The sequence below is a fragment of the Pseudochrobactrum asaccharolyticum genome (assembly GCF_003314995.1).
Classification (GTDB): domain Bacteria; phylum Pseudomonadota; class Alphaproteobacteria; order Rhizobiales; family Rhizobiaceae; genus Pseudochrobactrum; species Pseudochrobactrum asaccharolyticum.
This window is the reverse complement of record NZ_QNRH01000001.1, coordinates 150722-176783: the sequence shown is the minus strand read 5'-3', so window position 1 is coordinate 176783 and position 26062 is coordinate 150722. Positions and strand designations below refer to the sequence as shown.

Below are 26062 nucleotides of genomic sequence, written 5' to 3'. Positions count from 1 at the left end.
GCGGGGCGTCTGGCGGCAAGGAAAGTAAACAAGCTTCTCCTGAACCGCCAAAAACAGGGCAGCGGCAAAACCGTTCTCCTGTCGGCTCATCGTCACCAAAGCCCGTGGCAGATGAATCGGGACGCTTCGATAAAAAACAGCGCAAACGTGCCCGCAGGCGTAAAGCCGGCAAGAATAATGGCACAGAAGCAGTTTTATCCGGCGCACAAGGGGTCTCCCCTTCTGCGCAAAGTAATTCTGCGGGCAGTGATAAGGCAACAGGCCACAGATCAACACGTGGTGAAAATAGCTCAGCCAACGGATCTCAAAACGGCGAACTTAAAAACGGCGCGCGTAACGGCCAGAAAAGCGGAAAGAAGCTCTCTAACCGCCGTAGACGCTCGCGCCGCAAAAAGCAGCAGGATAATCCTGCAACGCTTCAGAATACAGCCTCTGCACCGGTTCAGCAGAATCAAACTGCCAAGAACGGTCACGCAACGGCACAAACTGCTCACAAGCACCATCATCGGCCAGTACAGGCTAAAACAGATCATAGCTCGCACAATACTGCTGAGCATCGCACCGCGCAGGCTGCACAGCCGCGCCCCTACGAGCCGCCGCTTTATGCAGCGCTTGATCTCGGCACCAACAACTGCCGCTTGCTGATTGCCACGCCGAGCAGACCCGGCCAGTTCCGCGTTGTTGATTCCTTTTCGCGCATCGTGCGCCTTGGCGAAGGTTTCGGCACCAGCGGCCGCCTCAGTGATCAGGCTATGAACCGTGCGATTGAAGCGCTGAAAGTCTGCCGCGATAAGCTGGAAAGCAAAAATATCCGCCGCAGACGTTTGATCGCCACCGAAGCCTGCCGCTCAGCCAGCAATGGCCCTGAATTTTTGCAGCGTGTCCGTGAAGAAGCAGGACTTGAGCTGGAGATTGTTGACCGGCAGACTGAGGCCAGTCTTGCGGTTTCCGGTTGCGGTACTCTGGTTAATCGCGAGACCGACGCGCTTGTTCTGTTTGATATCGGCGGCGGCTCCTCGGAAATCGCCTTGATTGATGTAACTTGCCGCCGGTCTTCACGCCTTGCAGAACATATCACCGCATGGACATCCCTGCCGGTGGGTGTTGTGACACTGGCAGAGAAATTCGGCGGTCGCGATGTGACACCGGAAAATTATGCGGAAATGGTTGCCTATGTCGCCGGTCTGCTGAATGATTTCAGTGAGCGTCACAAATTAGGCGATCTGGCGCAAAGCACGCATTTCCATCTGCTCGGCACATCCGGCACGGTGACCACGCTGGCCGGTATTCATCTCGGTCTTGAACGCTATGACCGCCGCCGTGTTGACGGTATGTGGATGGGCGCGCAGGATGTTACTGATATGACAACCAAGCTTTTGTCGTGGGATTTTAAAACCCGCGTCGCCAATCCGTGTATCGGTGCAGACCGTGCCGATCTGGTTCTGGCCGGTTGTGCCATTCTGGATGCCATCCGCCAGATCTGGCCGAGTGAAAGACTGCTGGTTGCCGATCGCGGCTTGCGCGAAGGTATCCTGACAGAATTGATGTCCCGCGATGGTGCATGGCGCCACCGCCGCCCTCATCAGGCAAAAGAAACTTATATGAAGAACGGTTCCGGCAGGGACACTCAGACAAAAGGCAGACAGTCGATATGAGCGGCTCTGGAAGCAAATCCGGTAAATCTAAATTCGGGAATACCACCGGTGGCCGCGGCGGCGCAGGCACGCGCGGTATGCATGTGCGCGTTAAGAAAAAGGCCGGCACGATTAAAGAAACATCGCGTCGCTGGCTGGAACGTCACCTCAACGACCCTTATGTGCAGCAGTCCAAAGCGGACGGCTATCGCTCCCGTGCGGCCTATAAGCTGATCGAGATCAATGAGCGCTATAATATTCTGAAAAAAGGCCAGAAAATTATCGATCTGGGTGCCGCCCCTGGCGGCTGGAGCCAGATTGCCGCGAAGATCGTTGGCTCCAACGATGAGCAGCCGCATGTTGTTGGGATCGACTATCTCGATGTTGATCCGTTGCCGGGTGTTGCGCTCCTGAAAATGGACTTTCTGGATGATGAAGCCCCCAATGCGATTATGAGCGCACTTGGTGACGAACCGGATCTGGTGATTTCAGACATGGCAGCACCAACCACCGGTCACCGCCGTACCGACCATCTGCGTACCGCGCATTTGTGCGAAGTTGCTGCACATTTTGCGGTTTCCGTATTGAAGCCCGGCGGCCACTTCCTCACCAAGACCTTTCAGGGCGGCACCGAGAATGACCTGCTGACCATGCTGAAACAGAACTTCCGTTCGGTTCATCACGTCAAGCCACCGGCATCGCGTGCGGAATCTGTTGAGCTTTATCTGCTTGCCCGCGATTTCAAAGGCCGCAAAGAAGACGACAGCGAAGAATAACCTCACCGAACATGATCCAATAAAAAAGCGCGGCTAAACCGCGCTTTTTTTAATTTTCACTAGATCCGGTATTTAATGGATTTTCCGCTGCTTCGGCGCGAATTTTTTCTCATAAAGCTCCTGCCCTGCTTCCGGTTTCAGTTTGACAAAAGAGAAGAAGGCCAGTGCAGAAATTCCACCAACCACAAAGAAGGCGATGTGGAAGTCCTCGATCTGCAATGCGGAACCACGAATGATTGTGCTTAGCTCCAAAATAACGCCCGCCAATGCTACGCCCATCGCAATGGAAACCTGTTGTGCAACCGCAGAGATCGGTGTCGCCTGACTGGTTTTATCATCCGGAATTTCGGCAAAGCCCAGCGCATTCACACCGGTGAAGAACATTGAACGCAAAAAGCCGCCGAATAACAGTGCCGCCAAGATGAGCATCATCGGTGTTTGCGGCGTGAAGAAGCCGTTCAGAATGATAAAGCATGCAGAAGCAATTGAACCGAACATCAACAACCGGCGGAAACCAAAGCGGGCAAAAATCCGCGATGCGCCGAATTTCATCAGCAGAGCACCGATTGCCGACACGAAAGTAATCATCCCTGACTGAAACGGATCAAGTCCGAAGCCGAGCTGCAACATCAGCGGCAGCAAAAACGGAATAGCACCAATACCTAAGCGGAACAGACTGCCGCCGGTAACAGAAATACGAAACACATCATTTTTGAACAGGGATAAATCCAGCAACGGGTTTTCCACCCGTTTGGCATGCTGAATATATAAGATGGTTGATAGCACACCAATTCCCAGCGTGATAATGCCAACCGCAGGCGGCAGAGCCGGAAGGCTCACCACAGACAGACCAAACACCACACCGGACATCGCCAGTCCCGATAAGATAAAACCGGTTACATCCAGCTTGCGCGGCATCGGCACATCCAGCACCGGCAGATATTTGGTTGCAAACCAGATTCCCGCCAGACCAATCGGCACATTAATCAGGAATATCCAGTGCCAGCTGAAATAGGTGGTTATAAAGCCACCAACCGGTGGACCAACCAGAGGGCCGACCATGCTCGGGATTGCCAGCCATGCCATCGCATTGACCAGCTGATTTCGTGGTGTTGAGCGCAGCAGAACCAGACGACCAACCGGTGTCATCATTGCCCCGCCTGCCCCTTGCAGGAAACGGGCAACCACGAAACTCATCAGAGAATTGGATGCCGCGCAGGCAACAGAACCGATCACGAAAACAGCAATGGCTGCACGAAACACATTACGCGCTCCATAGCGATCCGCCATCCAGCCGCTCACCGGAATAAACACTGCCAAGGATACAAGGTAGGAAGTGAGTGCCAGTTTCAGAGCAATCGGGTTGGTGCCGATATCTCGTGCAATGGCGGCCAGAGATGTCGAAATCACATTCGAATCCATCTGCTCCATAAAAAGCGCGACAGCCAAAACCAGCGGAATAATACGATTCACAATACGAATCCTGCATGCCAGATATCTGATATTTTGAGCATTATATAACTCAGCTCAGCCGGATTACACGCAGAATTGACCACGCCGTTAAAGTTTTTTGAGAGGCTAAAATCAGCACTCACAAAACTTAACGCCAGCAATAAACTGTGAGGCATTATGGTGAATTTCAACTTAAAAAACAAAGGATTGTGATGGGTATTTTATAAAAGACGTATATACAAGAGTACTTCTGAAAACCCGCAAAACAAGGATGAAATACCCTTAAACGTCTCGCTTTGAGAGATAAATCGACGCTTTCGGGTTGCATGGTCAGTTACACGCTGTTACATTTGGTGAGTAAACAGTAACCAGCAGAGCATCGATAAGGGGCCGATGCGTAGAGGTGTGAGATGACTGAGATCACCAAAAGCGCAATACTTTATACAATGATGATTATCACGCTCAATACGGCTATTGCCCTGAGTGTGGTTGGTCTGGATTTCCTGCCGTAATCATCTCTGCAAATGAGCACCCCCGCAAATGAAGCGGCGCGAATATTGCTCATATCCTGTTTCGGACAGGACATATCACCTACAGATTTCATAAGAGGTCTGCCGGAAGTTTTCCGGCAGACCTTTTTAATGTTTATGGATCACGACGCATGTGAATGACGGTAAAAGGCAGCCCTTCATCGTCCTCAGCAAAACGTGCGATTTCAACGAAACCATTGCGCAGATAGAAATTATGCGCCTGCGTGTTCAGAGCATAGACTTCCAGTTCCAGAGCTTTTTTCAAGTCCAGCGCATGAGCAAGCAATTGATACCCAAGGCCTTTGCCTTGAATATTCGGATCAACAAACAGCCCGCCGATAAACTGCCCGACCAGACCGATAAAACCCGCCGGTTTCCCGTCATGAATAATCACCCAGTTTTCAGCCTGTTTCAGATAGATATCCCGTACCTGCTCAGCTTGTAGCAATAAGCGCTCCACACCTAAAAAATGATGCGATATGCGTGAAGCTACCAGCCAGATATTGATCAACGCGTCCGTATCTTCAGCACGGATCGGGCGAATTTCATTTGGTATTTGTATCATGATAAATTTTGTCCATTGAGACGTTTAATACGCGCCACGATGCCACTGACAAAATGGCGCAACTCAACGATCAGCCTTTTGAAAAAGACTGTCGGAAAACAATTGCATTGAGTTGCTGCGCATAAATCTCCTGATTGGACTATCCTCACCTTATCACTTGCCTGATTACCGGACAAGATTGGTGCGGAAACAGAAACGCATTGTCTACTCGACTTCACACACAACTGGCTGTATGAACATTGCGTCGCGCAATAGTGCGCGATGTTGTTCTCGGGGCGGGGTGCGATTCCCCACCGGCGGTATGAAGAAGAAATTCTTTGAGCCCGCGAGCGTCTGAATAAGCCTTTTATTCAGAGTCAGCAGATCCGGTGAGATGCCGGAGCCGACGGTATAGTCCGGATGAAAGAGAGCAAAGACACGGTTAAACAGCACACTTTTTACGGGTGTGATCTGTCGATTTGTGAATTTGCGCCCTGATTCTAGTATCAAGAGATGAAACTATGAACCAGAGCTTGACCAACCCATCTTCCCTCAAAGTTGCATTCATTCAGGCGCGCTGGCACGCCGATATCGTGGATGAAGCACGCAAATCCTATATTGAAGAACTGGCTAAACTGACCAGCAATGGCATTGACGTTGAAGTCTTTGACGTGCCGGGTGTTTTTGAAGCACCACTTCTTGCCCGCACATTGGCCGCAACCCATAAATATGCCGCTGTTGTTGCAGCAGGCTTTGTGGTTGACGGCGGCATTTATCGCCATGACTTCGTATCCGATGCCGTGATCAAAGGCCTGATGCAGGCACAGATGGATACGGATGTGCCGGTTCTGAGCGTTGTGCTGACCCCGCATCATTATCATGACAGCAAAGAGCATCATGATTTTTTCCATGCGCATTTCGTGGTCAAAGGCCGTGAAGCAGCCCATGCAACCGTGCAGATTTTGGATACTTACAGCAAAATCGAAGCATAAAATTAAAGAAAGCGGCTTGCTTATGCAGGCCGCTTTTTACTCTATAATCCGATGCGGATGGGTATAGACGTCAAATTCCGCACCACGTACCAGTGCAACCAGTGTAATATTCAGTGCCTCAGCGGTACGGATTGCCAGAGCCGTTGGCGCAGAGATCGCCAAGATGACCGGTGAACGGATAGCCGCTGTTTTCTGCACCATTTCCAGTGAAACACGACTGGTCACCATTACAGCACCGCGCGTGGTATCCGCACCTTCTGCTTTGCCCTTGCCGCGCAGCAAAAAGCCCGCCAGCTTGTCCAGCGCATTATGCCGCCCGACATCCTCCCGCACGGCCAGTATTTCGCCGTCACTCTGATGCGCCTGATAAAAACCGGCTGCATGAACGGCTCCGGTTGCCCGATGCAAGAGCTGCAAATTCCACATCTGCTCAGCCGCCTGCACGATCTGCTCGGAGCGCAGTGTGAAATTGCTGTTCTCAACGGGCGGAAATTCCCGCACGGCCTCAGTAATGGATTCAATACCACACAACCCACAGCCAACCGGCCCTGCCATATGGCGGCGGCGCGCCGTCAAGGCATCACGCTGCTGATCGGATAATTGCATCTGCACATCAATACCGGCTGGAAAGCTCTGAATAGCCACCGCCTCGATTTCCGAAGCCTGTGCGATAATGCCCTCACAGAGACTGAAGCCAACGGCAAAATCTTCAATATCCTGCGGGCTGGCCATCATTACCGCATGGGTAGTACCGCCATAGGAAAACGCCACCGGCACCTCTTCCGCAACCTGCCGGTGCGAGGCTTTCAGCCTGCCCTGACGGCGGATAATATTACTGACCTCAGATGTGGCTGGCAGAATATCCGCACCATCTCTCTCAAGGCTGCAGCTTTTATCCATGACGTTCCCTTCCATCCCTTTGGCTGCATAACTATATGCTTTTACTGAAAGCATATTCCAGCGCTAAAAACGTTGCTTATCCGGTGAAGTTTCAGGCTTTGCGTGACAGTTTCAACAGGCAATCCGCGCTTTCGGGGTGGTAAGCATATCGCGATGGTATATTCTGAAAACAAATCCACCAGAGCGTGTTGTATTTGATCACAGCCACCGCACGAGCTCTGGATTCTTTTAATTGTCGCATATTCGCGGTAGCTTTAATGAGGTTCTGATTTATGGATATTCGTCTGATTGATGAAAATTTTGCTGTTACCGGCCAGCTGGCACCGGAAGATATTGCCGGAGTTGTGGCGCAGGGTTTCAAAACCCTGATCTGCAACCGTCCGGATCATGAATCCGACGGCCAGCCGCTCTATGATGCCGTTGCACAGGCTGCAACAGCTGCGGGTCTGCAAACCTATTTCATTCCTGTAGCGGGCGGCCAGATCACACAGGAAAATCTGGATGAGATGACCGCAGCTGTAGAGAACGCACCAACGCCAATTCTGGCGTATTGCCGCTCGGGCACACGCTGCACCAATCTTTACGGCATTGTTCAGCAGCAAAAACAGCGCTGATTAACCTAATATTGTGTGCGGAGACAATCCGCACACAAGCCAAACCATCAACTCACCGGATCATTCATATGTCTATCAGGCTCCTGAGCGAAACCATTATCAACCAGATTGCTGCCGGTGAGGTTATTGAACGCCCTGCCAGCGTGGTAAAAGAACTGGTAGAAAATGCGATTGACGCCGGTGCCACACGTATTGAAGTGGTAACTGCCGGTGGCGGCAAGAATCTGATCCGTGTGACAGATAATGGCGGCGGTATACCAGCGGATGAACTGACACTGGCTGTCTCGCGCCACTGCACATCCAAACTAACCGATGATGTGCATGATATCCGCGCCCTTGGTTTTCGCGGCGAAGCACTGCCATCCATTGGCTCCGTTGCGCGCCTGAGCATTAAATCCCGCACCGCTGAGGCTGATTCCGGTTATGAGGTCGTTGTGCGTGGTGGCTATCTCGAAGGGCCGCGCCCGACTGCGATCAATCGCGGAACCATCGTTGAAGTCAGCGATCTGTTTTACGCGACCCCTGCCCGTCTGAAATTCATGAAAACCGATCGTGCCGAATCCACTGCGATTACGGAAGTGATCAAGCGTATCGCGATTTCCTTTCCGCAAATCCGGTTCTCCATCGCCGGTACAGACCGCAGCCCGCTGGAACTACCTGCGACGTGCAGCACCGGAGAAACGGTCAGTGAAGCGGCAATGCTCGAGCGTATTTCGCAGGTTCTCGGCACTGATTTTTCTGGAAATGCACTGGCACTCGACAGCGAGCGCGAAGGCGTGCGCCTGACCGGTTTCACCGCAATTCCGTCGTTCAACCGTGCCAATTCCCTGCACCAGTTTGCCTATATTAATGGCCGTCCGGTGCGCGACAAACAGGTGTTTGGCGCATTGCGCGGTGCCTATTCCGATGTGATTGCCCGCGACCGCCATCCGGTCGGTGTGTTGTTTCTCCAGCTTGATCCGTCCCATGTCGATGTCAATGTGCATCCGGCTAAGGCAGATGTGCGCTTTCGTGATCCTGGATTGGTGCGCGGTCTGATTGTCGGCACCATTCGTCATGCTCTGGCGCAGTCGGGTATTCGCCCTGCCACCAGCGGTGCAGAAGCCATGTTGAAAGCTTTTCAGGCACAGGGTTTTGAGAGCAAAGACTTCAGCGCCTCGCAATTCGATATGCCGCAGCGTTCATCCGGCAGCTTTACATCCTCCCCTGCCCGTAACTGGCAATCTGCCTCGAACTACCGGCCTGATGCACCGCGACAGGAATGGTCGCCACAAACTGCCCATCCGGCACAACGCCCGCTGCATCTCGATAACCAGCCAGCGCCGCGTTATGAACAGGCTGGTTTTGGCGAAGCGATGCAGGCAACGATTTCGCAATTCACGGCTCCCAGTGCCGACAGCCGCGCAGCAGAGATTGAAGCACCAGTAGAGTTGCTGCGCGCACCGCTCGGGGCTGCGCGGGCGCAGATCCACGCCAATTATATTGTCGCCCAGACCGAAGATAGTCTGGTGATTGTGGATCAGCATGCCGCTCATGAGCGACTGGTTTATGAAGCGCTGAAAACCGCTCTGGAAGCCAAGCCGATGGCTGCGCAGATGCTGCTGATCCCAGAGATTGTTGACCTGCCGGAAGAAGATGCGGAGCGCGTTGTCTCCCATGCGGAAACGCTGGAACGCTTTGGCCTGAGTGTCGAGCGTTTCGGCCCCGGTGCGGTGGCGGTTCGTGAAACACCCTCCATGCTCGGCGAAATGGATGTGCAGCAACTGATCCGTGATCTCGCGGATGAGATTGCTGAGCATGACACCGCCAACGGGCTGAAAGATATGCTCAATCATGTGGCTGCGACAATGGCCTGCCATGGTTCTGTGCGTTCCGGCCGCCGCATGAAAGGCGAAGAAATGAACGCTCTTCTGCGTCAGATGGAAGCCACTCCCGGTTCCGGCACCTGCAATCACGGGCGGCCGACATATATAGAATTAAAACTCAGTGATATTGAACGTCTGTTCGGACGCAGGTAAAGATTACCCAAAGACACTGAAGACAAGAAAGAGTGATGACTATGTTTTCCAGCAATCGCAGCGGTGAAGCCAAATTGCGTTACCTCGATGGTGACTATCAGGTTCTTGAGCCGGGCTCCTATGTGATTTGCGCAGTAACAGCCGAGAAAATCGAGCTGGATGATCTGCGTTACTGGAGCGTTGCCCGTCAGGAAGCCTATGTAAACGGCCTCGTTTCCTATCAGCGTGAGCTTGAAAGTAATCCAGATCTGCGCCAACGCAGCAAGAATTAATCTGAGTTAAAATGACAAAGTCATATACAATATCCGATCTTAAAGCCCGTCCGGAATTTCTCGGCGATGCAGCCGACCGCGTCTGGAATGCATGGTGGCGGCAGGATGGCCACGAACTGGACTTTATCAAAGGTCTGTTCGAGGAAAATCTCACTGCAGAGACCACGCCGGTTGCCCTTATCGCCCATGACGGCGCTGAATTTCTCGGGACTGCATCACTGATCGACAGCGATATGGAAGCCCGCCCGCAATATACCCCATGGGTAGCGGCACTGTGGGTTGATGAAAAACAGCGCTCCTTTGGTATCGGCAGCGCGCTGATTAAAGCGGCGATTGAAAAAGCACGCGAACAGGGGTTTCCGGAAGTTTATCTCTGTGCGGAAGCCGATAAACATGACTATTATGCAGCACGCGATTGGGTGCTGATTGAAGAGAATATTGACGATCTCAATATTTACCGCATCGCGCTCTGACTAGAGCGGTTTACGTCCAGAGTGGATCATGGCGCTCGCTCTAGATTCCTTGTCTGGTCGCATTGTCATGCCATTCAAGTTAGATCAACTTGAATGTGAAATGCTCTAAATTTCCAGACTGCGCTCGAGAAAATTTTGCCGTGTTGTTTTTATAATGCGCTGCAAAATTTTCTCGCGGCCAAAATCAAGCCGCACATCAAAAATCGCAATCTCGCGCAACCAGTCACCCTCGACCGATGACTGTATTTCACGCAGGCGCACGTAATCTTTGGCTGTTGTTGCCAAAATCAGATTGGCTTCGCGCGCCTCCGCTAAAAGCTTGCGGATATCCTCCGGCTTGTAGCTGTAATGATCGCCGAAAGACCGGCTGATCACCACTTCCCCGCCAAGTTCTGTCACGCTGCTATAGAATTTCTGCGGATTGCCGATACCGGCAAAAGCAAGAAACCCTTTCCCCTCAGCCGGTTGCTCTGCCACTGAAACCAGCCGTGCATCAAAAAACGGCTTATTGCCGCGTGCTGCCATGCGGATCACATTTTCCGAAGCATCATGGCCCTTCAGATGATTCGGCGTGATACGCAGAAGTGCTGATGCCTGCTGCATCTGTGCAGGCAACGGCGCACGCAACGGCCCCGCCGGAATGATCCGGCCATTACCGATACCCCGTGCAGCATCAATCACCACCAATGCATAATCATAAAACAGACGCGCGCTCTGAAACCCATCATCCATGATGATGAAATCGCATCCCTGCTGCTCCAGCAATTGCGCGGCATTCAGGCGATTGGCGCATACGGCAACCATTGCATGGCGCGCCAGCAAGAGCGGTTCATCACCGGTCAGTTTTGCAGTATCCCGTGCGGGATCAACAAGATGGACACCTTTGAAAGAACCGCCATAGCCACGCGAAACAATACCAGGCTTAAAGCCTTCCGCTTTTGCAGCTTCCGCAAAAGCAATACAGGTCGGGGTTTTACCCGCACCGCCAACAGTGAAATTGCCGATACATAGAACCGGCAGATCAATTTGCGGCGGTTCCGTATTGATCATGCGTTTTTTAGCGACCGAGCCGTAGATCGCAGCCAAAGGGGACAGCATACATGCCTGCCAACCGGCTTTATCCCACCAGAAGGATGAAGCATCCCGCTGTGATTTGCCGGCAGCCATTATTGCTGCTCCGGCGCTTCAGTCTCCGGTGCGGTCTCAGACACAGTTGTATAGAGACGTGATTTCACCGCCAAAGGCCGGATAAACGGTTCAAGCGCTGTCAGTGTACGTTCCAGCGCACCGCGCATATCACCGACCGTGCGTTTTCCGGATTCGGTCATAGCTGCCAGTTTTTCCGGATTGTTGAACAGGAAGTTCACTGCACCGGCCAGCATATTATGATCGCTGACCAGTTTCGCGCCGCCGTTTTTAATCAGGCGCTGATAGGATTCACGGAAGTTCTGCACATTACGACCGGACAGAACCGCTGTGCCAAGCATTGCCGGTTCCAGCGGATTTTGCCCGCCCTCACCGGTCAGGGATTTGCCCACAAAAGCAATCTGCGACAGACGCAGATAGAGCCCCATTTCGCCGATTGTATCGCCAAGATAAACCGCCGTTTGCGGGGTAATATCTTCATTATGGCTGCGTTGTGCCACAGTGAGCCCTTTAGCTTCAATTGCAGCACGGATTGCCTCTGCACGATCCGGATGCCGCGGCACGATCATGGTCAGCAAGTCCGGATGGCGGGTGCTGAGCATAGTATGCACAGTCGCTGCAATTTCTTCCTCGCCGTCATGGGTGGAAATAGCAGCCCAGACTTTGCGCTTGCCGATCTGTTTTTGCAGACGTTCCAGCTCTTGTGCATCCACCGGCGGTGCATCCGTATCCACTTTGAGATTGCCTGAGATTGTCACCGGACGTGCGCCCAGCTGGCGGAACCGTTCACCATCCGCATCAGATTGTGCAACCACATGGGCAAAGTTCTCGAACAAAGCTTCAGCAACAGAACTGCGCTTTTTCCACTTTGCATAAGAGCGGTCAGACATACGACCGTTAATCAGAATTTGCGGAATATGGCGTTTTCCAAGTTCAAGAATGGCCATCGGCCAGATTTCGGATTCACATTTAATCGCCACATCCGGCTGCCAGTGATCGAGAAAACGGCGCACGGCAGGCAACAGATCAAGCGGCACATATTGATGAATAACACGGTCGCCGAGGCGCTCGGCCACCAATGCCGCAGAAGTCCGTGTGCCGGTGGTGAGGAGAATGCGAATATCCTGCGCAAGGAAATGTTCAACCAACGGCAGGATCGCGATAAATTCACCGACACTTGCGGCATGCATCCAGACCAGCGGTCCTTCAGGACGGGTAATTTGACTGCGGCCATAGCGCTCGGAGCGGCGACTGCGGTCTTCTTTACCTTTGGAAACGCGATAGCTGATATAGGGCCCGATCAGCGGATAGGCCGCACAACCGGCAGCCTTGTAAATCTTAAGAACAGTGTGGGCCCATTTTTCACTCATTCTTATCTCCATACCGGATAGCTCTATCAGAAAAGCTTATTGCTGCCTTGTCTGAATTTGAAATGCCGGAAAAACACGGAATACTGAAACTGTTGCGCTTACAGGCAACCGGTTAAAATCTTGCACCAAGATGCTCAGCACACCAAGCCTATCTTAAGCTTATACACCAATAACTGATAACCCCGTCATTAAACAAAAGAATGCCGGACGCTATCACAATTAATTGTTATCGGGCAGGAGGTGTTTGCAATCCCAACTGTTTATAGGCTGCATCCGTGGCTGCATCGAGCTTGCGGGTCAGTTCCAAACGCTTCTCTTCGAGCAGATTCTCATCCGCATCCACAGGCACCCAAACCGGTTCTGTTGTCACTGCGGCCGAGCGGCCAAAAGGCAGTGGAATGGATGTCTTATCCCAGCTTCTCTGCAAAACAATACAACGGGAAAAAGCATAGGCAACCGGCAGGATCGGGCGGCCGGACAATTTGGCTAACAGGATAATCCCCTGCCCTGCCTCACGCACCGGACTATGCGCCACATCAGCAATCATGCCGGTGCTGATGCCCTGATCCAAAGCCCGTTTCAGGGTGATCAGAGCACGTGCACCACCTTTGCCGCTATTATTGCTGTCTGCGCGTCCGCCGGAACCGCGAACCGTTTGCAGGCCGAGTTTTTCCGCCACACGCGCATTCAGCTCCGCATCAGCACTGCGTGAAAACATGGCCACAACCGGCACAGATTTTTCACGCACAAACGTGCCCATCAAATGCTGACCATGCCAGAAAGTGACGATATAGGGCGTGTGCTGTTTTTGGGATGCGATGGTTTCATCAAAACCGGGCAGGCGTTTATTGGTAGCATAGACCAGCCGGAGATAGCCTGAAATCAAATTGACCAGCACCGTCTTCAGCATTTCTGAACGCGCCAAAGGCTCGCGAATACGCTGCCAAACGCGTTTCAGAAATCCGTCTTGCTGCACATTATAACCTGACACAGTCAAAATGCGCTATCAGGCTTTATCTGCAGAATTAACAGCTTCAGCAATCGCGCTTGCAGGATCCAGCAGGCGGTGCATATGAACGATGAAATAACGCATATGCGCATTATCAACAGTCGCTTGAGCCTTGGATTTCCAAGCCATTTTAGCTGTTTCATAATTCGGATAGATGCCGACGATATCCAGCTTTTCGAGATCACGGAACTCCATCGAGTTCAATGTCTTCAATTCGCCGCCGAATACCAAATGCAGCAGCTGTTTGTTTTCACCAGATACGGTCATGGGTCTAATCCTGTCACTGAGATTACGTTGCCGGAAGGGCAGCGCCAATTGCGGCACAGCCCCTGTTAGCGCCTTCTTTAGAGTGGTTTACGCTCAAGTTCAACCAGAGCGATCACTGCACACTCTTTAATTTATCGTATTTTGGATATGCCTGTTGCGGAAGCCGGATCAGAGCCCGATCAAGCCTCAATCAAGCATTGTCGTGCCCCGATAAGAGTTGCCGCACAACACTGAGCATCTCACCGTCAAAGCCTGCAACAGCCGCAACCAGCACATCATGACTGAATGGTTTGCGACCTGTGATCATCCCCCGTTCACCACCATAGCTAAGTGCCTGACCTTCAAGGGTCAAAAGCTTTCCGCCAGCCTCTGAGAGCAGCAAATCCGCTGCCGCCAGATCCCAGTCATGCGCGCCGCCGCGCACAAAAGTGCCCGCCAGCTCACTCCGCCCGACCTTGGCGATGCGATAGGCCAGAGACGGCACATAGGATGCAAAAGCGACTTTGCTGCGAAAGCCCTCCGGCAGTTCATTAAAATGTGATCGGGACATTGCCACCGGATAACTGCGCCCGTCATCCGGCAAATGCGCGCTGATCGCCCTGTCGTTTTGAAAAGCACCCTGCCCGTGCACTGCCGTCAGAACCTCTTTGCGCACCGGCACATCCAGCACGCCACAGCGCGGCTTGCCGTCTTCGATCACGGCAATACTCACACACCACTGATTATCACCGGCGAGAAAAGCACGTGTACCGTCAATCGGATCAACAACAAATGCCCGCTTACGACCTGTGCGTTGCTGATCAGTTGCCGTCTCTTCGGATATCCAGCCGTAATCCGGCCGCGCCTGCAGCAAAGACTGCTGCAGAAAACGGTCAACTGCCAAATCTGCTTCACTCACCGGAGACTGGCCGTTTTTCAGCCAGACTTCCGGATCTTTGCCGTAATAATGCAGGGCAATTTTACCAGCTTCCGCCGCTGCATCGCGGATGAGTTGCAGGTCAGCCGTATCAGCCAATTTATCCGTATTACTCTCCGGCAAGCGTCATTCCTTCAATTACCAATGTTGGTGCGGCTGTGCCGTAAGAGCGATCCAGATCACTGGCGGCAGTCATATTCATAAACATATCTTTGAGGTTGGACGCGATGGTCACTTCACTCACCGGATAGGTCAGCTCACCGTTTTCAATCCAGAAACCGGATGCACCACGGCTATATTGGCCGGTGATCATATCCACGCCCTGCCCAAAAACCTCAGTCACGTAAAAACCGGTACCAAGCTCTTTCATCAGCTCTTCCGGTGTGCGTTCACCAGCTTCCAAGGCCAGATTGGTTGAAGACGGCACGACAGTTGAACCGGAGCGCACGCCACGTCCATTGGTTTCCAGCCCCAGTTCGCGCGCGGTTGATCCGGACAGGAACCAATGTTTCAGCACACCATTTTCAATCATGGTCAGTTTTTCACCGGCAATCCCTTCGCCATCAAACGGACGGGAGGAAGAGCCGCGCAAACGCATCGGATCATCGGTGATGCTGATGCCTTTGCTCAGAACTTGTTGCCCCATTTTATCTCTGAGGAAACTGCTTTTGCGGGCAACTGATGCACCATTGATGGCACCGGCGATATGTCCGGCAATACCGCGCGCCACACGCGGGTCAAACATCACATTCACTGCGCCGGTTTTAAGTTTACGCGCATTGAGACGACGCACTGCGCGTTCACCGGCCGTCCGGCCAAGGTCTTCAAGCGCAGGCAGATCAGCAAAATGCAGGCGTACACGCATGTCATAATCGCGCTCCATTGCGGTGCCTTCACCGGCAATGGCACTCACTGAACGGCCAAAACGGCTCAGTGTATAAAAACCTTCAAAACCGCCGGAGGTCACCAGCACCATGCCACCCAAGCCGGCAGAAGCCGTTGCACCGCCGGAATTAGTAACACCGGAAACCGCACGCGCGGCCTCTTCCATAGCCAGCGCATCTTCAGTCATGCGTTTGGCATCAATCTGTGTCGGATCAAACAGATCAAGATCAGCAATCTGTCTGGCCAGTTTTGCAGGATCTGCCAGCCCTTCATAAGCATCTTCCGGCGAAACTTTGGCCATCGCGACAGCGCGCTCTGCCAGTGCAACCGGATCAGCGCCTTTATTGGCGTTCGCCGAAATACTGGCAATGCGTTTGCCTACAAAAACGCGCAGCGAAAAATCATCACTCTCGGAAGCTTCCGTTGCTTCCACCTTGCCCAGACGCACACTGACATTACTGGAACGACTGCGCACAACCACCGCATCAGCATGGTCTGCACCAGCCTTTTTGGCCGCAGCGACGAGAAAACGAGCCTGATCGGCGAGTTTTTGAGCAGAGCTTTGTGCGTCCATCATTCTTCCTGTCATTTATACTTTTGCCGAGCATAGCAAAAATTGGAATGCTCCGTGCTTCGTGATCTGCAAGTTGTAGAATATCAACCTGTTCAGCCTATACATCCTTTATATACGGATAGGCAGCGTGTTTTTTAAGTCTTAACTTCAGTTTACACGGGACAAAACAATCCTGCGTGAAGAAACAGAGCAAAGAACCGGTTTGATCTGACAGCGTCGAAACTCTCATTGGCAGGCCAAATCTCTTTATGACTTCATATTTAGCAACTATGTGGTCACAAACGTGATGATTTTCTTTAAAAAACCGTTATCTGCGCGGTTTATTCCGTATTATGTTCCGCATGATTTGCTGCAGCATCATGTCTGACGATGTGCTGCCTATGGCTTGTTTTGTACCCGCCCCGACAAACCAGACCGGTTCCGGTTGAAACGGAATTATCGAGACCGCTCTAACTCTTTGTTTTATCGCATTATCCCACGCAAAAACGCTACAGATTTTTGACCAGGAAATGCTCTAGATATGTGATGTTTCAATTATGGAAAACAATATTTCCATCGGCAGTCTTTATCTGCAAACCCTGATGATCCTCGCCGGAGCGATCATTGCCGCGCCTTTGTTCAAACGTCTCGGGCTGGGAACAGTCCTTGGCTATCTGGCTGCAGGCGTGATTATCGGCCCGATTGCCCGCTTCATTACAGATGGTGAAGAGCTGCTGCACTTCTCCGAGCTGGGCGTTGTTTTCCTGCTCTTCATCATTGGTCTGGATCTCAAGCCTTCCCGTCTCTGGTCGATGCGCCATGCCATTTTCGGCCTCGGTCTGGCACAAGTTACGCTCTGTGCCGTCGCGCTCGCTTTTCTCGGCATTTATGTTGCAGGTCTGCCGGTACCGGCTGCGATTATTGTCGGCTGTGGTTTTGCCTTGTCCTCAACCGCTTTTGCCATGCAAATACTGGAAGACAAAGGGGAAACCAGCCAGAAATACGGACAAAAAGCTTTTGCTATTCTGCTGTTTCAGGATCTGGCAATCGTGCCTATTCTGGCGCTGATACCGGCCTTGTCTCCGGGTGAAGGCTCGCAAGCCGCTGCCAATTTCCATGTCGCGGCTGCTCTTGGCGCCATTGTTATTCTGATCATTGCCGGACGTTATTTATTGAACCCGATGTTCCGTATCATCGGCAATACCGGCGCGCGTGAAGTAATGATCGCCGCAGCACTGTTTGTGGTTCTCGGTTCTGCAACCCTGATGGAAGCCGCCGGACTTTCCATGGCGATGGGGGCATTTATCGCCGGTGTGCTGTTAGCCGATTCCTCCTATCGCCATGAACTGGCTGCGGACGTAGAGCCATTTCGCGGTATTTTCTTAGGCCTGTTTTTTGTCGCAGTTGGTCTGTCGCTCAATCTGGTTGTTATTCTCGACAACTGGCTGATGATCCTGCTCTCAGTGCCGGTGATCATCGTCACCAAAATTGCAGTGATTTACATTCTCTGCCGCATTTTCCGCAGTACACATAATGATGCGATTAAGGTTGCCTTCCTGCTCCCGCAGGGTGGTGAATTTGCCTTTGTCCTATTCTCCGCAGCCAGCGCTGCTGCCGTTATCACTGATGCACTGGCCTCAGAACTGATCGCTGCCATAACCATTTCCATGGCGCTGACACCACTGTCTGTCTCCATCGGCAACCGTTTGCTGACAGCCTCCAAACAGGAAGACGGTATTGAAGAAGATTTTGAAGGCGCAGGCTCTGATGTTCTGATGATCGGCTTTTCCCGTTACGGGCAGATTGCTTCGCAAATCCTGCTCGCCGGTGGTTCGGACGTAACGGTGATTGATAATTCCGCCAATAAGATCCGCGCGGCAGGTCGTTTCGGTTTCCGTATCTATTTTGGCGACGGACAGCGCAAAGACGTGCTGGAGATGGCAGGCATCCGCAAAGCCAAACTGGTGGCGATCTGCACTGAGAAGAAAGAAATCACCGATCGTATCGTTGATCTCATTCAGGCAGAATTTCCGGATGTGAAGCTCTATGTCCGTTCCTTTGATCGTGAGCATACGCTACAACTTCGTGCCAAAGGCGTGGATTACGAGCTGCGTGAAACTTTTGAATCCGGTTTGCTGTTTGGCCGTAAAACGCTGGAAGCACTTGGCATGGGAGAAGACGAAGCCCACGCTATCGCCGATGATGTGCGCCAGCGCGATGAAGATCGCCTCTATGTTCAGGCTTCAGAAGGTATTCTCGCCGGTCGTCATCTGTTGTTCAACAAACCGGTGACACCGGAACCGCTGATCAAGCCAACCCGCTCTGCGGTTCCGCTCGACAAAGCTACGGAAGAGACCATTGCACCTGCCGAGGCTTTCCCCGCTGCGGATTTATCAACCGCACCGGCAGCCAACTAAACACTGGCATTGATACAAATAAAAACGGCGCGGTGAGTGATCACCGCGCCGTTTTCTTATGCACTTATAGAATTGATCAATTCAAACTAGGGCCAACCACGAGAATGGCAGGATCAGCTTTGAGCAATTTTGCAGCTACTGCTTTCACATCTGCTGTTGTCACGGCATTGATAAGATCACTGCGACGATCAATATAATCACGTCCCAGATTTTGCTCCTGCAAGCCAACCAGCGTACGGGCAACAGCGACGGACGAATCCAGATTGTTGATCGCATAGGCACCGATTGCAAAGCTCTTGGCAGCAGCCAGCTCTTCCTCGGTCACGCCGGATTTCGCCATGCGGGCAACTTCCGCACGGATCACATCCAGACTCTGCTGCGCGCGGTCAGGGCGTGTGCCGGTCGAGATATTGAGGCTGTTAGAATAATCCTGTCCGCTGAGACCGGAACCAACCGTATAGGCCAGACCACGCTTTTCACGCACTTCATTATAAAGGCGCGATGTGAAGCCCACACCCAGAACCTGATTCATCAGATAGGCTGCGAAGAAGTCTTTATCGCTGCGCTTCACACCCGGATAAACCAGGCTGATTGTTGTCTGCGGCAGATCATAGGTGACAGAAGTTGTGGCACCTAATGCCAGCTTAGCCATATCCACCGGTTTGAGATCGGCTTTATCCTGCAAATCACCGAATAATTTATCCAGCAATGGTGCCAGTTCCTTGGCGCTGATCGCACCGACAACACCGATTTTCAGCTGATCTTTGCCGAAAAGTTTCTTATGGGCACCCAGCAGGTCTTCGCGGGTGATTGCTTCCAGCGATTGCACTGTGCCTTCATCACGGCGCGCATAAGGATGCTTGCCATAGAGCACTTCCGCAAATTTCTGCGAGGCAATGGTCGACGGATCATTCTGAGATGCTTTAATGCCGGTCACAATCTGTGCACGGATGCGATCAATAGCAGCCTGATCAAAGCGTGGTTTCTGAATCGCCAGCGCCAGCATGTCAAAAGCCGCAGGGCTGTTTTCCTTCAGCATTCGCATACCGCCGGAAATATTATCCTGTGTGGCGCTGAAGCTCATTTCGGCACCGATATTATCCAGTCGTTCCTGATAGGCATCAGACGGCATATCGCCCGCACCTTCATCGAATAGACCGGTCATCAGATTGGCCAGACCTTCTTTGCCAGCAGGATCCTGCGCACTGCCGCCCTTGAACGAAAAGCGCACGGAAATCAGCGGAACACTGTCTTCCTCTACCAACCAGGCCTTGATGCCTTTTGGTGAGGTGACTTCCTGAATATCCAGCGCGAAAGCTGGCAAGGTAGCTAAAAGTGCAAAAGCACCGGCGAGAGCCGCTTTAAGTCCGAGCAGCGTTTTGCCACGCACAGGTGCAGCTTTGCTGAACCCTGCACCAGAGTGAAGAGAATATGCCATTATTTTTTCACCTCTGATTTTGCATCTTTCGGCTTACCTTCAGGAGCGCCTGCCTCGGCCTTACCGCCTGCAGCCGGTTTTGCCGCTGGCTGGGTTTCAGTTGTTTTCTGCTCAGCCGATGGCAATAAATAGCCGGTCACCTCAATGGAAGGCTTCAGATAGCGCTCTGCTACATCACGGATCTGCTCCGGCTTTACCGCACGGATTTTATCCGGCCAGCCAAGAACATCTTCTACCGTCTGGCCGGTTGCCAGCGAAGAACCGTAAATCCGCGCCATACCGGTCTGGCTATCGCGGGCAAAAATCATTGCTTTGAGGAAACGGTTACGCGCCTGATTAAGTTCGGTTTCCGTTACGCCTTCAGCAATAATACGGTCAACTTCCACATTTGCCGCTGTCTGCACATCTTCCAGAGTGGCATCACCGCGCGGGGAGCCATAAATCATGAATGTACCGTCATCGAGCGCGTCACCGGCATAATAGGCACCCGCACTGGCAGCAAGCCCCTGCTCGACCACCAGCTCCTGATAAAGACGGCTGCGAATACCGCCACCAAGAATTTCGCTCAGCAGATCAAGCGCTTCGGCATCGCCCTCACGGCCTTTGGCCTTGGCGTTGATGTAAGATGGCACCACCCATGTGGAATTATAGGATGGCTGGTTTACACGGGCATCCCGCAAAATAATGGTGCGCGATGTGTGTTTTTCAGGCTCCTGCGGGCGAATACGCGGCGCAACATCAAAGCGCTTCGGCAATTTGCCATAGGTGCTCAATGCCAGTTCGCGCACGCGCTCCGGTGTCACATCACCGGCAACGACGAGAATGGCATTATTCGGCGTGTAATAACGCTCATAAAAACCAATCGCATCCTGCAGGCTGAGCTTTTCCATTTCCTGCTGCCAACCGATAATCGGGCGGCGGTACGGATGATTGTAGAAAGTCGTGGCACTGACTTCTTCGCGCAGCATAGCGGCCGGACTACTGTCCACACGCATGCGGCGTTCTTCAAGAATAACATCACGTTCCGGTATGATGACCTCATCCGTCAGCACCAGATTGGCCATACGGTCGGATTCATACTTCATCACCATTTCCAGCGCATCGGGAGCAATCTGCTGGTAATAGCCGGTATAATCCGAGGAGGTGAAAGCATTTTCCTGGCCGCCGATCGCCGCAACTTTGGCAGAGAACTCACCGGCCGGAACATTCTTTGTGCCTTTGAACATCAGATGTTCAAGAAAATGGGCAATACCGGAAACACCTTCTTGCTCATCAGCAGCCCCAACGCGATACCACACCATCTGCGTAACCACAGGTGCGCGATGATCAGGGATCACCACAACATCCAGACCATTGGCGAGCTGAAAGCTACTGACCCCGCTTTGCGTTTTGATATCCGGCAATGCAACCTGCTGATTATCATTGGCCGGTTTGTCCGCAGAGGTGGCAACAGGTGCAGCAGCCGGTTTGGCATCTTGCGCATATGAAGCGCCTACAGCCGCAGAACTGACAAGCAGCGCCAGCATAGAAGTGCTGACCAGTTGCCGGCAAAAGGATAGATATGGCACGAAAAGTGTCCCTTCCTGTTTTGCAAAACACCCTTAATTAAACGAGATTGCGGCAAATTCGCAACCTGCCTTCAAAAATTATGTCATAATGACAATAATTTAATAATCGCCCCCCCCCCCACGAAATCGGGAGCGCCACCCTGAAACGCAAATTGCCCGCTGAGTAGCGGGCAATTTATTTTTAATGGTAATTTTTTCAGGCCAGCTCATACATTCGTATTGTGGTGATCCCGTAACTCCGCTCATCGCGCAGGATAAACCGGTCATCCAGCGTGATGACAGCTTCCGACACTTCTTCCAGTATCAGCAGTGCATCCGGCTTCAGCCAGCCACCTTCAAGAGCGGAAATAAAGGCCTGCTCGCCCAAACCTTTGCCATAAGGCGGATCGGCAAAAACCAGATCAAACTCGCCCATAGTGCCGGTCGGCCCCAATGCTGTGGCATTCCGGCGGAACACTTTGGTATGTCCCTGAAGGCCAAAGGCCTCAACATTCTGGCGCAAAAGTCCGCGACCTTCCACGGATTCCTCGACGAAAACCGTATAGCGACAACCGCGTGACATCGCCTCAAGACCAAGCGCACCGGTGCCGGCGAATAAATCCAGCACCCGTGTATTGTCCAGCTTCTCACGAAAACCATGAGAAATAATATTGAACAGACTTTCCCGTGTCCGATCACTAGTCGGCCGGATTGCTGAGCTTTCCGGCGTTACCAGTGCGCCACCGCGAAATTTGCCGCCAACAATGCGCATTAACGTTTATCTCCGCGCGGACCGCTACCACGAGGCCCTGCACCGCGAGGCGCAGAAGGACGGCCACCTGATGGTCTGCCACCCTGCGGGCCTTTGCCGAAAGGCTTGCCGCCGCGACTACCTTCAGGCTTGCCACGGAACGGTTTATCGCCGCCTGTACGCTCGCCAAACGGCTTCTTGTCAAAATTGCGCTCGCCAGAGAAACGGCGTTCTTCACGTGCCGGGCGCTCATCACCATCATGGGAACGACGATTGTCTGAACGGAAACCTTCACGCTTGAAACCATCACGGCCTTCATCGTCGCGACGGAAGCCCTGACGCTTATAGCCTGAACGGTCATCACCACGGCTGTCATTGCGATCATCCGGACGGCGGTTAAAACCACGACCTTCTTCTGAACGCTGCGGACGGTCTTCACCACTACGGCCGCGACGGCGGTCTTCCCCTGGTGTCGGCTTCGATGACGAGTTATAGGCTTTTGCACCCGGCGCCATCCACACATTTACGCCGCGCGGACGCTGTGGCTGTGAACCGAATTTATCATCGCCTTTATCAGAACGACCACCGCGCGGCTTGTCAAAGCCACCAGAGCGTGGTGCTGACGTGCTGAGACGGGCAAGACCGTCTTCGCGCCAGCTTTTACCATCGCGGTCACGCTGGAACGGCTTGCGCTCGCCATCACGCGGCGCACTGCGGAATTCACCGCGACCTTCTTCACGAGGAGCGCCACGCGACTCGTTGCGATCATTTTCACCACGCGGAGCACCGCGACCTTCATCGCGAGGCGCACCGCGCGAACCACCACGGAAGCCGCCTTTGCCGCCGCGTCCCTTGCCACCGGCATCGCCGCTGCTGGAAATCCAGTCGGATTTATAACGCGAACGTCCTTCGCCTGTATCCTCAGAGCTGCGATCTTCGTAAGCATCAAAACGCGCCATACGATGCGGCAATTCACCCTTCACAGCTTCGTTAGAGAATTCATTGTAAATCGGCGCATCAAAATCGGCACCGGAATCTTCAACCAGTTTTTCACCCAACTGATCACGCAATGTGCGGCCACGAATTTCGCGCACAGCACCTTCTTCAAGATCACCCAACTGGAAAGGACCAAAAGAAACACGGATCAGTCGGGATACGGCCAGACCAAGCGCACCGAGGATGTTTTTAACTTCGCGGTTTTTGCCTTCGCGCAGGCCGATATTCAGCCAGACATTGGAGCCTTGCTCACGTTCAAGTGTTGCCTCAACCGAGCCATAGAACACGCCGTCAACAGCGATACCGTTTTTCAGTTCATCAAGCTGCGCCTGTGTTACCGAACCATGTGCACGCACGCGGTAGCGGCGCAGCCAGCCGGTAGCAGGCAATTCCAGCACGCGGGAAAGACCGCCGTCATTGGTCAGCAGCAGCAGGCCTTCGGTATTAATATCAAGACGGCCAACAGAGAGCACACGCGGCAGTTCTTCCGGCAATGCATCAAACACTGTCGGACGACCTTCCGGATCACGGTTGGTTGTCACCAGACCGGCAGGCTTATGGTAGAGCCACAAACGTGTGCGCTCTGCCTGCTGGAGAACTTTATTATCAACGGTAATTCTGTCTGAGCGCAGAACATTGACCGCAGGGCTGGTCAGCACTTTACCGTTTACGGCAACGCGACCGGCAGCAATCATGCTTTCCGCTTCACGGCGCGATGCAATACCAACGCGTGCCAGACGCTTGGCAATGCGCTCGCCTTCATCACCCTGTGCTGTCATATCAAAACCACGAGGTTTATCAGAACGGGAACCAAAACCACGCGGCTTGTCACCACGAGGTTCGAAACTACGTGGTTTGTCGCTGTCAAAGCGGCGCGGACGGTCAGAACCTCTGTCGTCACGCGAACCTTCGCGTTTTACAAAAGGACGTTTGCCACGTTCATTATCGTGATCATCACGGGTCATCAGAATATCAGCCTTTCACCGGCATTTGTGCCCGGCAATCAAATATAGAAAATCAGGTTGCGGAAAGCCCTGCCGCAAAATCAAAGCAATTCCGTTGAAAACGGCATCACCCGAATTGCTCCATCTCTTTGCTCTTTTGCATTGCCTCCTGTAAAACCGCCAATGCAATTTCACCGGATATGCGCGATGCTAAACCATTCCGGTTTGGCAAAATTTAGGATAAAGCTGACATTATTGCAGCGCAGCTCTTATGCTACACACCTTATTAAAGTTACGCTCTAACAAATCATCTTCAAGCTTGCGAGCAAAATATCTGAAAGGCTGCCGCACATTATGCAAAAAAACGCAACTGGCAGCGCTTCCGGTGGCCTGAACAGCGAAAATCCGCAAAAACCTGCTGCGGAAAAGGCAAAGCAAAGCACTGTGAGCAAATCACAAACACCCATGCAGATTGCCATGGAAGAAGCGCGCGCTGCTGGTGCCCGTGGTGAAGTGCCGATTGGTGCCGTTATTACGCGCAAAAATCAGATCATCGCCCGCGCCGGCAACCGTACCCGTGAAATCAATGACCCGACGGCTCATGCGGAAGTGCTGGCTATTCGCATGGCCTGTGAGGTGTTGCAGAATGAGCGGCTGGGCGAGTGCGATCTCTATGTGACGCTGGAACCTTGTGCGATGTGCGCGGCAGCAATTTCCTTCGCCCGTATCCGCAGGCTCTATTATGCTTCAAGCGATCCGAAAGGCGGCGGCGTGGAATATGGCCCCCGCTTCTACAGCCAGCCGACATGCCACCATGCACCGGATGTTTATTCCGGCATCGGTGAAGCGGAAGCGACAGCCCTGCTCCGCGATTTCTTTAAAGAAAAGCGCAAATAAAAAAGCCGCAGTTTTATCAACTGCGGCTTTTTTATAATATTTAGAAAATCAGAGACCGAGCGTATCGCGCCAGCTCTTTGAGCCGGTGGCTTCGGCCTTACGGCGACGTTCTTTTTTCGCCTCGTCTTCACCCAATTCACCGGCTGTTGCAGAAGCTTCAGGCTTACGATAGCTGATTGGTGGTTCACTCAGATATTTACGCTGTGTCGCAGAACCACCGGAACGATCTTTCTGTGCCTGCTTGGCAGCAGCAACAGCAGCCGGATCTGCAACCGAATTACGGGCTGCATATTCTTCACGACGGCTGGAACCGCTTGGCAGAATCTGGCGACGCGGTGTGAAATCGCTCGGGCTATCCGGCGCAATCGGCGAAACGAAATTCGGATTATCGCGGTTTGCTTCAATTTCTGAACGCAGACGCTTACGGCGCTCTTCCGGCGATTCCGGCCATGAAGGATCACCGGCACTGGCAACGCTCTGCTGTGGCTGCGGCAGGTTTTCTTTCTGTCCTGCAACCGGCTTTACCAGATCAGGACGCGGCTTATACTCAATACCGCTCTTCGATTTCGGGCCGATTGTAGCAATCGACGACATATCATCCAGCAATTGTGAGCTGGCTGACTTGCCTGTTCCATAGGTCGGATCGGACACGCAACCGGCAAGCCCTAAACTGGCCAGCACTGTTGCGAAAGCGAGAATGCGTCCTTCAATCTTCATGAGC

At 52.8% G+C, this 26062-nt stretch carries 23 protein-coding genes and 1 riboswitch; of the genes, 9 read left to right on the top strand and 14 right to left on the bottom strand.

The genetic code is table 11. The features are described 5' to 3' along the window. The first annotated feature begins 104 nt into the window (after positions 1 to 104). Together DFR47_RS00750 and DFR47_RS00745 are read left to right on the top strand one after the other, a co-directional pair. The gene (locus DFR47_RS00750; RefSeq protein WP_425373330.1) at positions 105 to 1655 is read left to right on the top strand and encodes a Ppx/GppA phosphatase family protein; all 1551 of its coding nucleotides are present in this window, start codon (positions 105 to 107) and stop codon (positions 1653 to 1655) included. After that, a complete protein-coding gene (locus DFR47_RS00745; RefSeq protein ID WP_113942517.1) occupies positions 1652 to 2410 on the top strand; it encodes an RlmE family RNA methyltransferase in 759 nt (252 codons plus the stop codon). The genes DFR47_RS00750 and DFR47_RS00745 overlap by 4 nt, the downstream gene beginning before the upstream one ends. Before the next feature lie 72 nt (positions 2411 to 2482). Here DFR47_RS00745 and DFR47_RS00740 read toward each other — a convergent pair whose 3' ends face one another. Together DFR47_RS00740 and DFR47_RS00735 are read right to left on the bottom strand one after the other, a co-directional pair. After that, entirely contained in the window at positions 2483 to 3883 is a 1401-nt protein-coding gene (locus tag DFR47_RS00740; protein ID WP_113942516.1) for a DHA2 family efflux MFS transporter permease subunit, read from the bottom strand. Positions 3884 to 4507: 624 nt separating this feature from the next. Further along, a complete protein-coding gene (locus DFR47_RS00735) occupies positions 4508 to 4957 on the bottom strand; it encodes a GNAT family N-acetyltransferase (protein WP_113942515.1) in 450 nt (149 codons plus the stop codon). Positions 4958 to 5219: 262 nt separating this feature from the next. After that, positions 5220 to 5372, top strand: a riboswitch (FMN riboswitch). An 85-nt stretch (positions 5373 to 5457) separates the two neighbouring features. On the opposite strand from DFR47_RS00735, the gene DFR47_RS00730 reads away from it, so the two are divergent. Beyond that, complete coding sequence (locus DFR47_RS00730; protein WP_113942514.1) at positions 5458 to 5928, top strand: 6,7-dimethyl-8-ribityllumazine synthase; 471 nt, start codon at positions 5458 to 5460, stop codon at positions 5926 to 5928. A 36-nt stretch (positions 5929 to 5964) separates the two neighbouring features. Here DFR47_RS00730 and fdhD read toward each other — a convergent pair whose 3' ends face one another. Then, complete coding sequence (gene fdhD / locus DFR47_RS00725) at positions 5965 to 6828, bottom strand: formate dehydrogenase accessory sulfurtransferase FdhD (RefSeq protein WP_113943152.1); 864 nt, start codon at positions 6826 to 6828, stop codon at positions 5965 to 5967. Positions 6829 to 7100: 272 nt separating this feature from the next. Between fdhD and DFR47_RS00720 the strand changes: the two genes are divergently transcribed. The 4 genes from DFR47_RS00720 to DFR47_RS00705 all read left to right on the top strand — a co-directional run bounded on the left by DFR47_RS00720 (position 7101) and on the right by DFR47_RS00705 (position 10205). Continuing rightward, positions 7101 to 7442, top strand: a complete 342-nt coding sequence (locus DFR47_RS00720) for a protein tyrosine phosphatase family protein (RefSeq protein WP_113942513.1) — start codon at positions 7101 to 7103, stop codon at positions 7440 to 7442. Positions 7443 to 7510: 68 nt separating this feature from the next. Further along, complete coding sequence (mutL, locus tag DFR47_RS00715; protein WP_113942512.1) at positions 7511 to 9460, top strand: DNA mismatch repair endonuclease MutL; 1950 nt, start codon at positions 7511 to 7513, stop codon at positions 9458 to 9460. Between the two features lie 35 nt (positions 9461 to 9495). After that, on the top strand, positions 9496 to 9732 hold the full coding sequence (locus tag DFR47_RS00710) for a DUF2093 domain-containing protein (RefSeq protein ID WP_113942511.1): 237 nt from the start codon (positions 9496 to 9498) through the stop codon (positions 9730 to 9732). An 11-nt stretch (positions 9733 to 9743) separates the two neighbouring features. Next, positions 9744 to 10205 carry a GNAT family N-acetyltransferase gene (locus tag DFR47_RS00705; RefSeq protein ID WP_113942510.1) on the top strand — a complete coding sequence of 154 codons (462 nt, stop codon included), beginning with the start codon at positions 9744 to 9746 and terminating at the stop codon, positions 10203 to 10205. Between the two features lie 105 nt (positions 10206 to 10310). Here the strand turns inward: DFR47_RS00705 and lpxK are convergent, their stop codons facing one another. The 6 genes from lpxK to DFR47_RS00675 form a co-directional block, all read right to left on the bottom strand. Next, on the bottom strand, positions 10311 to 11372 hold the full coding sequence (gene lpxK / locus DFR47_RS00700) for a tetraacyldisaccharide 4'-kinase (RefSeq protein ID WP_113942509.1): 1062 nt from the start codon (positions 11370 to 11372) through the stop codon (positions 10311 to 10313). After that, positions 11372 to 12721, bottom strand: a complete 1350-nt coding sequence (waaA, locus tag DFR47_RS00695) for a lipid IV(A) 3-deoxy-D-manno-octulosonic acid transferase (protein WP_113942508.1) — start codon at positions 12719 to 12721, stop codon at positions 11372 to 11374. Before waaA ends, lpxK begins: the two co-directional genes overlap by 1 nt. Before the next feature lie 226 nt (positions 12722 to 12947). Further along, positions 12948 to 13718, bottom strand: a complete 771-nt coding sequence (locus tag DFR47_RS00690) for a lysophospholipid acyltransferase family protein (protein ID WP_374788359.1) — start codon at positions 13716 to 13718, stop codon at positions 12948 to 12950. 9 nt (positions 13719 to 13727) lie between these two features. After that, positions 13728 to 13997, bottom strand: a complete 270-nt coding sequence (locus tag DFR47_RS00685) for a DUF4170 domain-containing protein (RefSeq protein WP_113942507.1) — start codon at positions 13995 to 13997, stop codon at positions 13728 to 13730. A gap of 190 nt (positions 13998 to 14187) precedes the next feature. Beyond that, on the bottom strand, positions 14188 to 15036 hold the full coding sequence (locus DFR47_RS00680) for a 3'(2'),5'-bisphosphate nucleotidase CysQ (protein ID WP_245416397.1): 849 nt from the start codon (positions 15034 to 15036) through the stop codon (positions 14188 to 14190). Beyond that, positions 15023 to 16372, bottom strand: a complete 1350-nt coding sequence (locus DFR47_RS00675; RefSeq protein ID WP_113942506.1) for a TldD/PmbA family protein — start codon at positions 16370 to 16372, stop codon at positions 15023 to 15025. The genes DFR47_RS00680 and DFR47_RS00675 overlap by 14 nt, the downstream gene beginning before the upstream one ends. 536 nt (positions 16373 to 16908) lie before the next feature. Between DFR47_RS00675 and DFR47_RS00670 the strand changes: the two genes are divergently transcribed. After that, on the top strand, positions 16909 to 18768 hold the full coding sequence (locus DFR47_RS00670; RefSeq protein WP_245416396.1) for a monovalent cation:proton antiporter-2 (CPA2) family protein: 1860 nt from the start codon (positions 16909 to 16911) through the stop codon (positions 18766 to 18768). 76 nt (positions 18769 to 18844) lie between these two features. Here DFR47_RS00670 and DFR47_RS00665 read toward each other — a convergent pair whose 3' ends face one another. The 4 genes from DFR47_RS00665 to DFR47_RS00650 all read right to left on the bottom strand — a co-directional run bounded on the left by DFR47_RS00665 (position 18845) and on the right by DFR47_RS00650 (position 24465). Then, on the bottom strand, positions 18845 to 20206 hold the full coding sequence (locus tag DFR47_RS00665; protein ID WP_113942505.1) for a M16 family metallopeptidase: 1362 nt from the start codon (positions 20204 to 20206) through the stop codon (positions 18845 to 18847). Next, a complete protein-coding gene (locus DFR47_RS00660) occupies positions 20206 to 21732 on the bottom strand; it encodes a M16 family metallopeptidase (RefSeq protein ID WP_113942504.1) in 1527 nt (508 codons plus the stop codon). The genes DFR47_RS00665 and DFR47_RS00660 overlap by 1 nt, the downstream gene beginning before the upstream one ends. A gap of 238 nt (positions 21733 to 21970) precedes the next feature. After that, on the bottom strand, positions 21971 to 22525 hold the full coding sequence (gene rsmD, locus DFR47_RS00655) for a 16S rRNA (guanine(966)-N(2))-methyltransferase RsmD (protein ID WP_113942503.1): 555 nt from the start codon (positions 22523 to 22525) through the stop codon (positions 21971 to 21973). Continuing rightward, on the bottom strand, positions 22525 to 24465 hold the full coding sequence (locus DFR47_RS00650) for a pseudouridine synthase (protein ID WP_113942502.1): 1941 nt from the start codon (positions 24463 to 24465) through the stop codon (positions 22525 to 22527). The genes rsmD and DFR47_RS00650 overlap by 1 nt, the downstream gene beginning before the upstream one ends. 333 nt (positions 24466 to 24798) lie before the next feature. On the opposite strand from DFR47_RS00650, the gene DFR47_RS00645 reads away from it, so the two are divergent. Beyond that, complete coding sequence (locus DFR47_RS00645; protein WP_281011525.1) at positions 24799 to 25341, top strand: nucleoside deaminase; 543 nt, start codon at positions 24799 to 24801, stop codon at positions 25339 to 25341. Between the two features lie 48 nt (positions 25342 to 25389). On the opposite strand, the gene DFR47_RS00640 is transcribed toward DFR47_RS00645, so the two are convergent. After that, a complete protein-coding gene (locus DFR47_RS00640) occupies positions 25390 to 26058 on the bottom strand; it encodes a hypothetical protein (protein WP_113942501.1) in 669 nt (222 codons plus the stop codon). Positions 26059 to 26062: the final 4 nt, after the last annotated feature.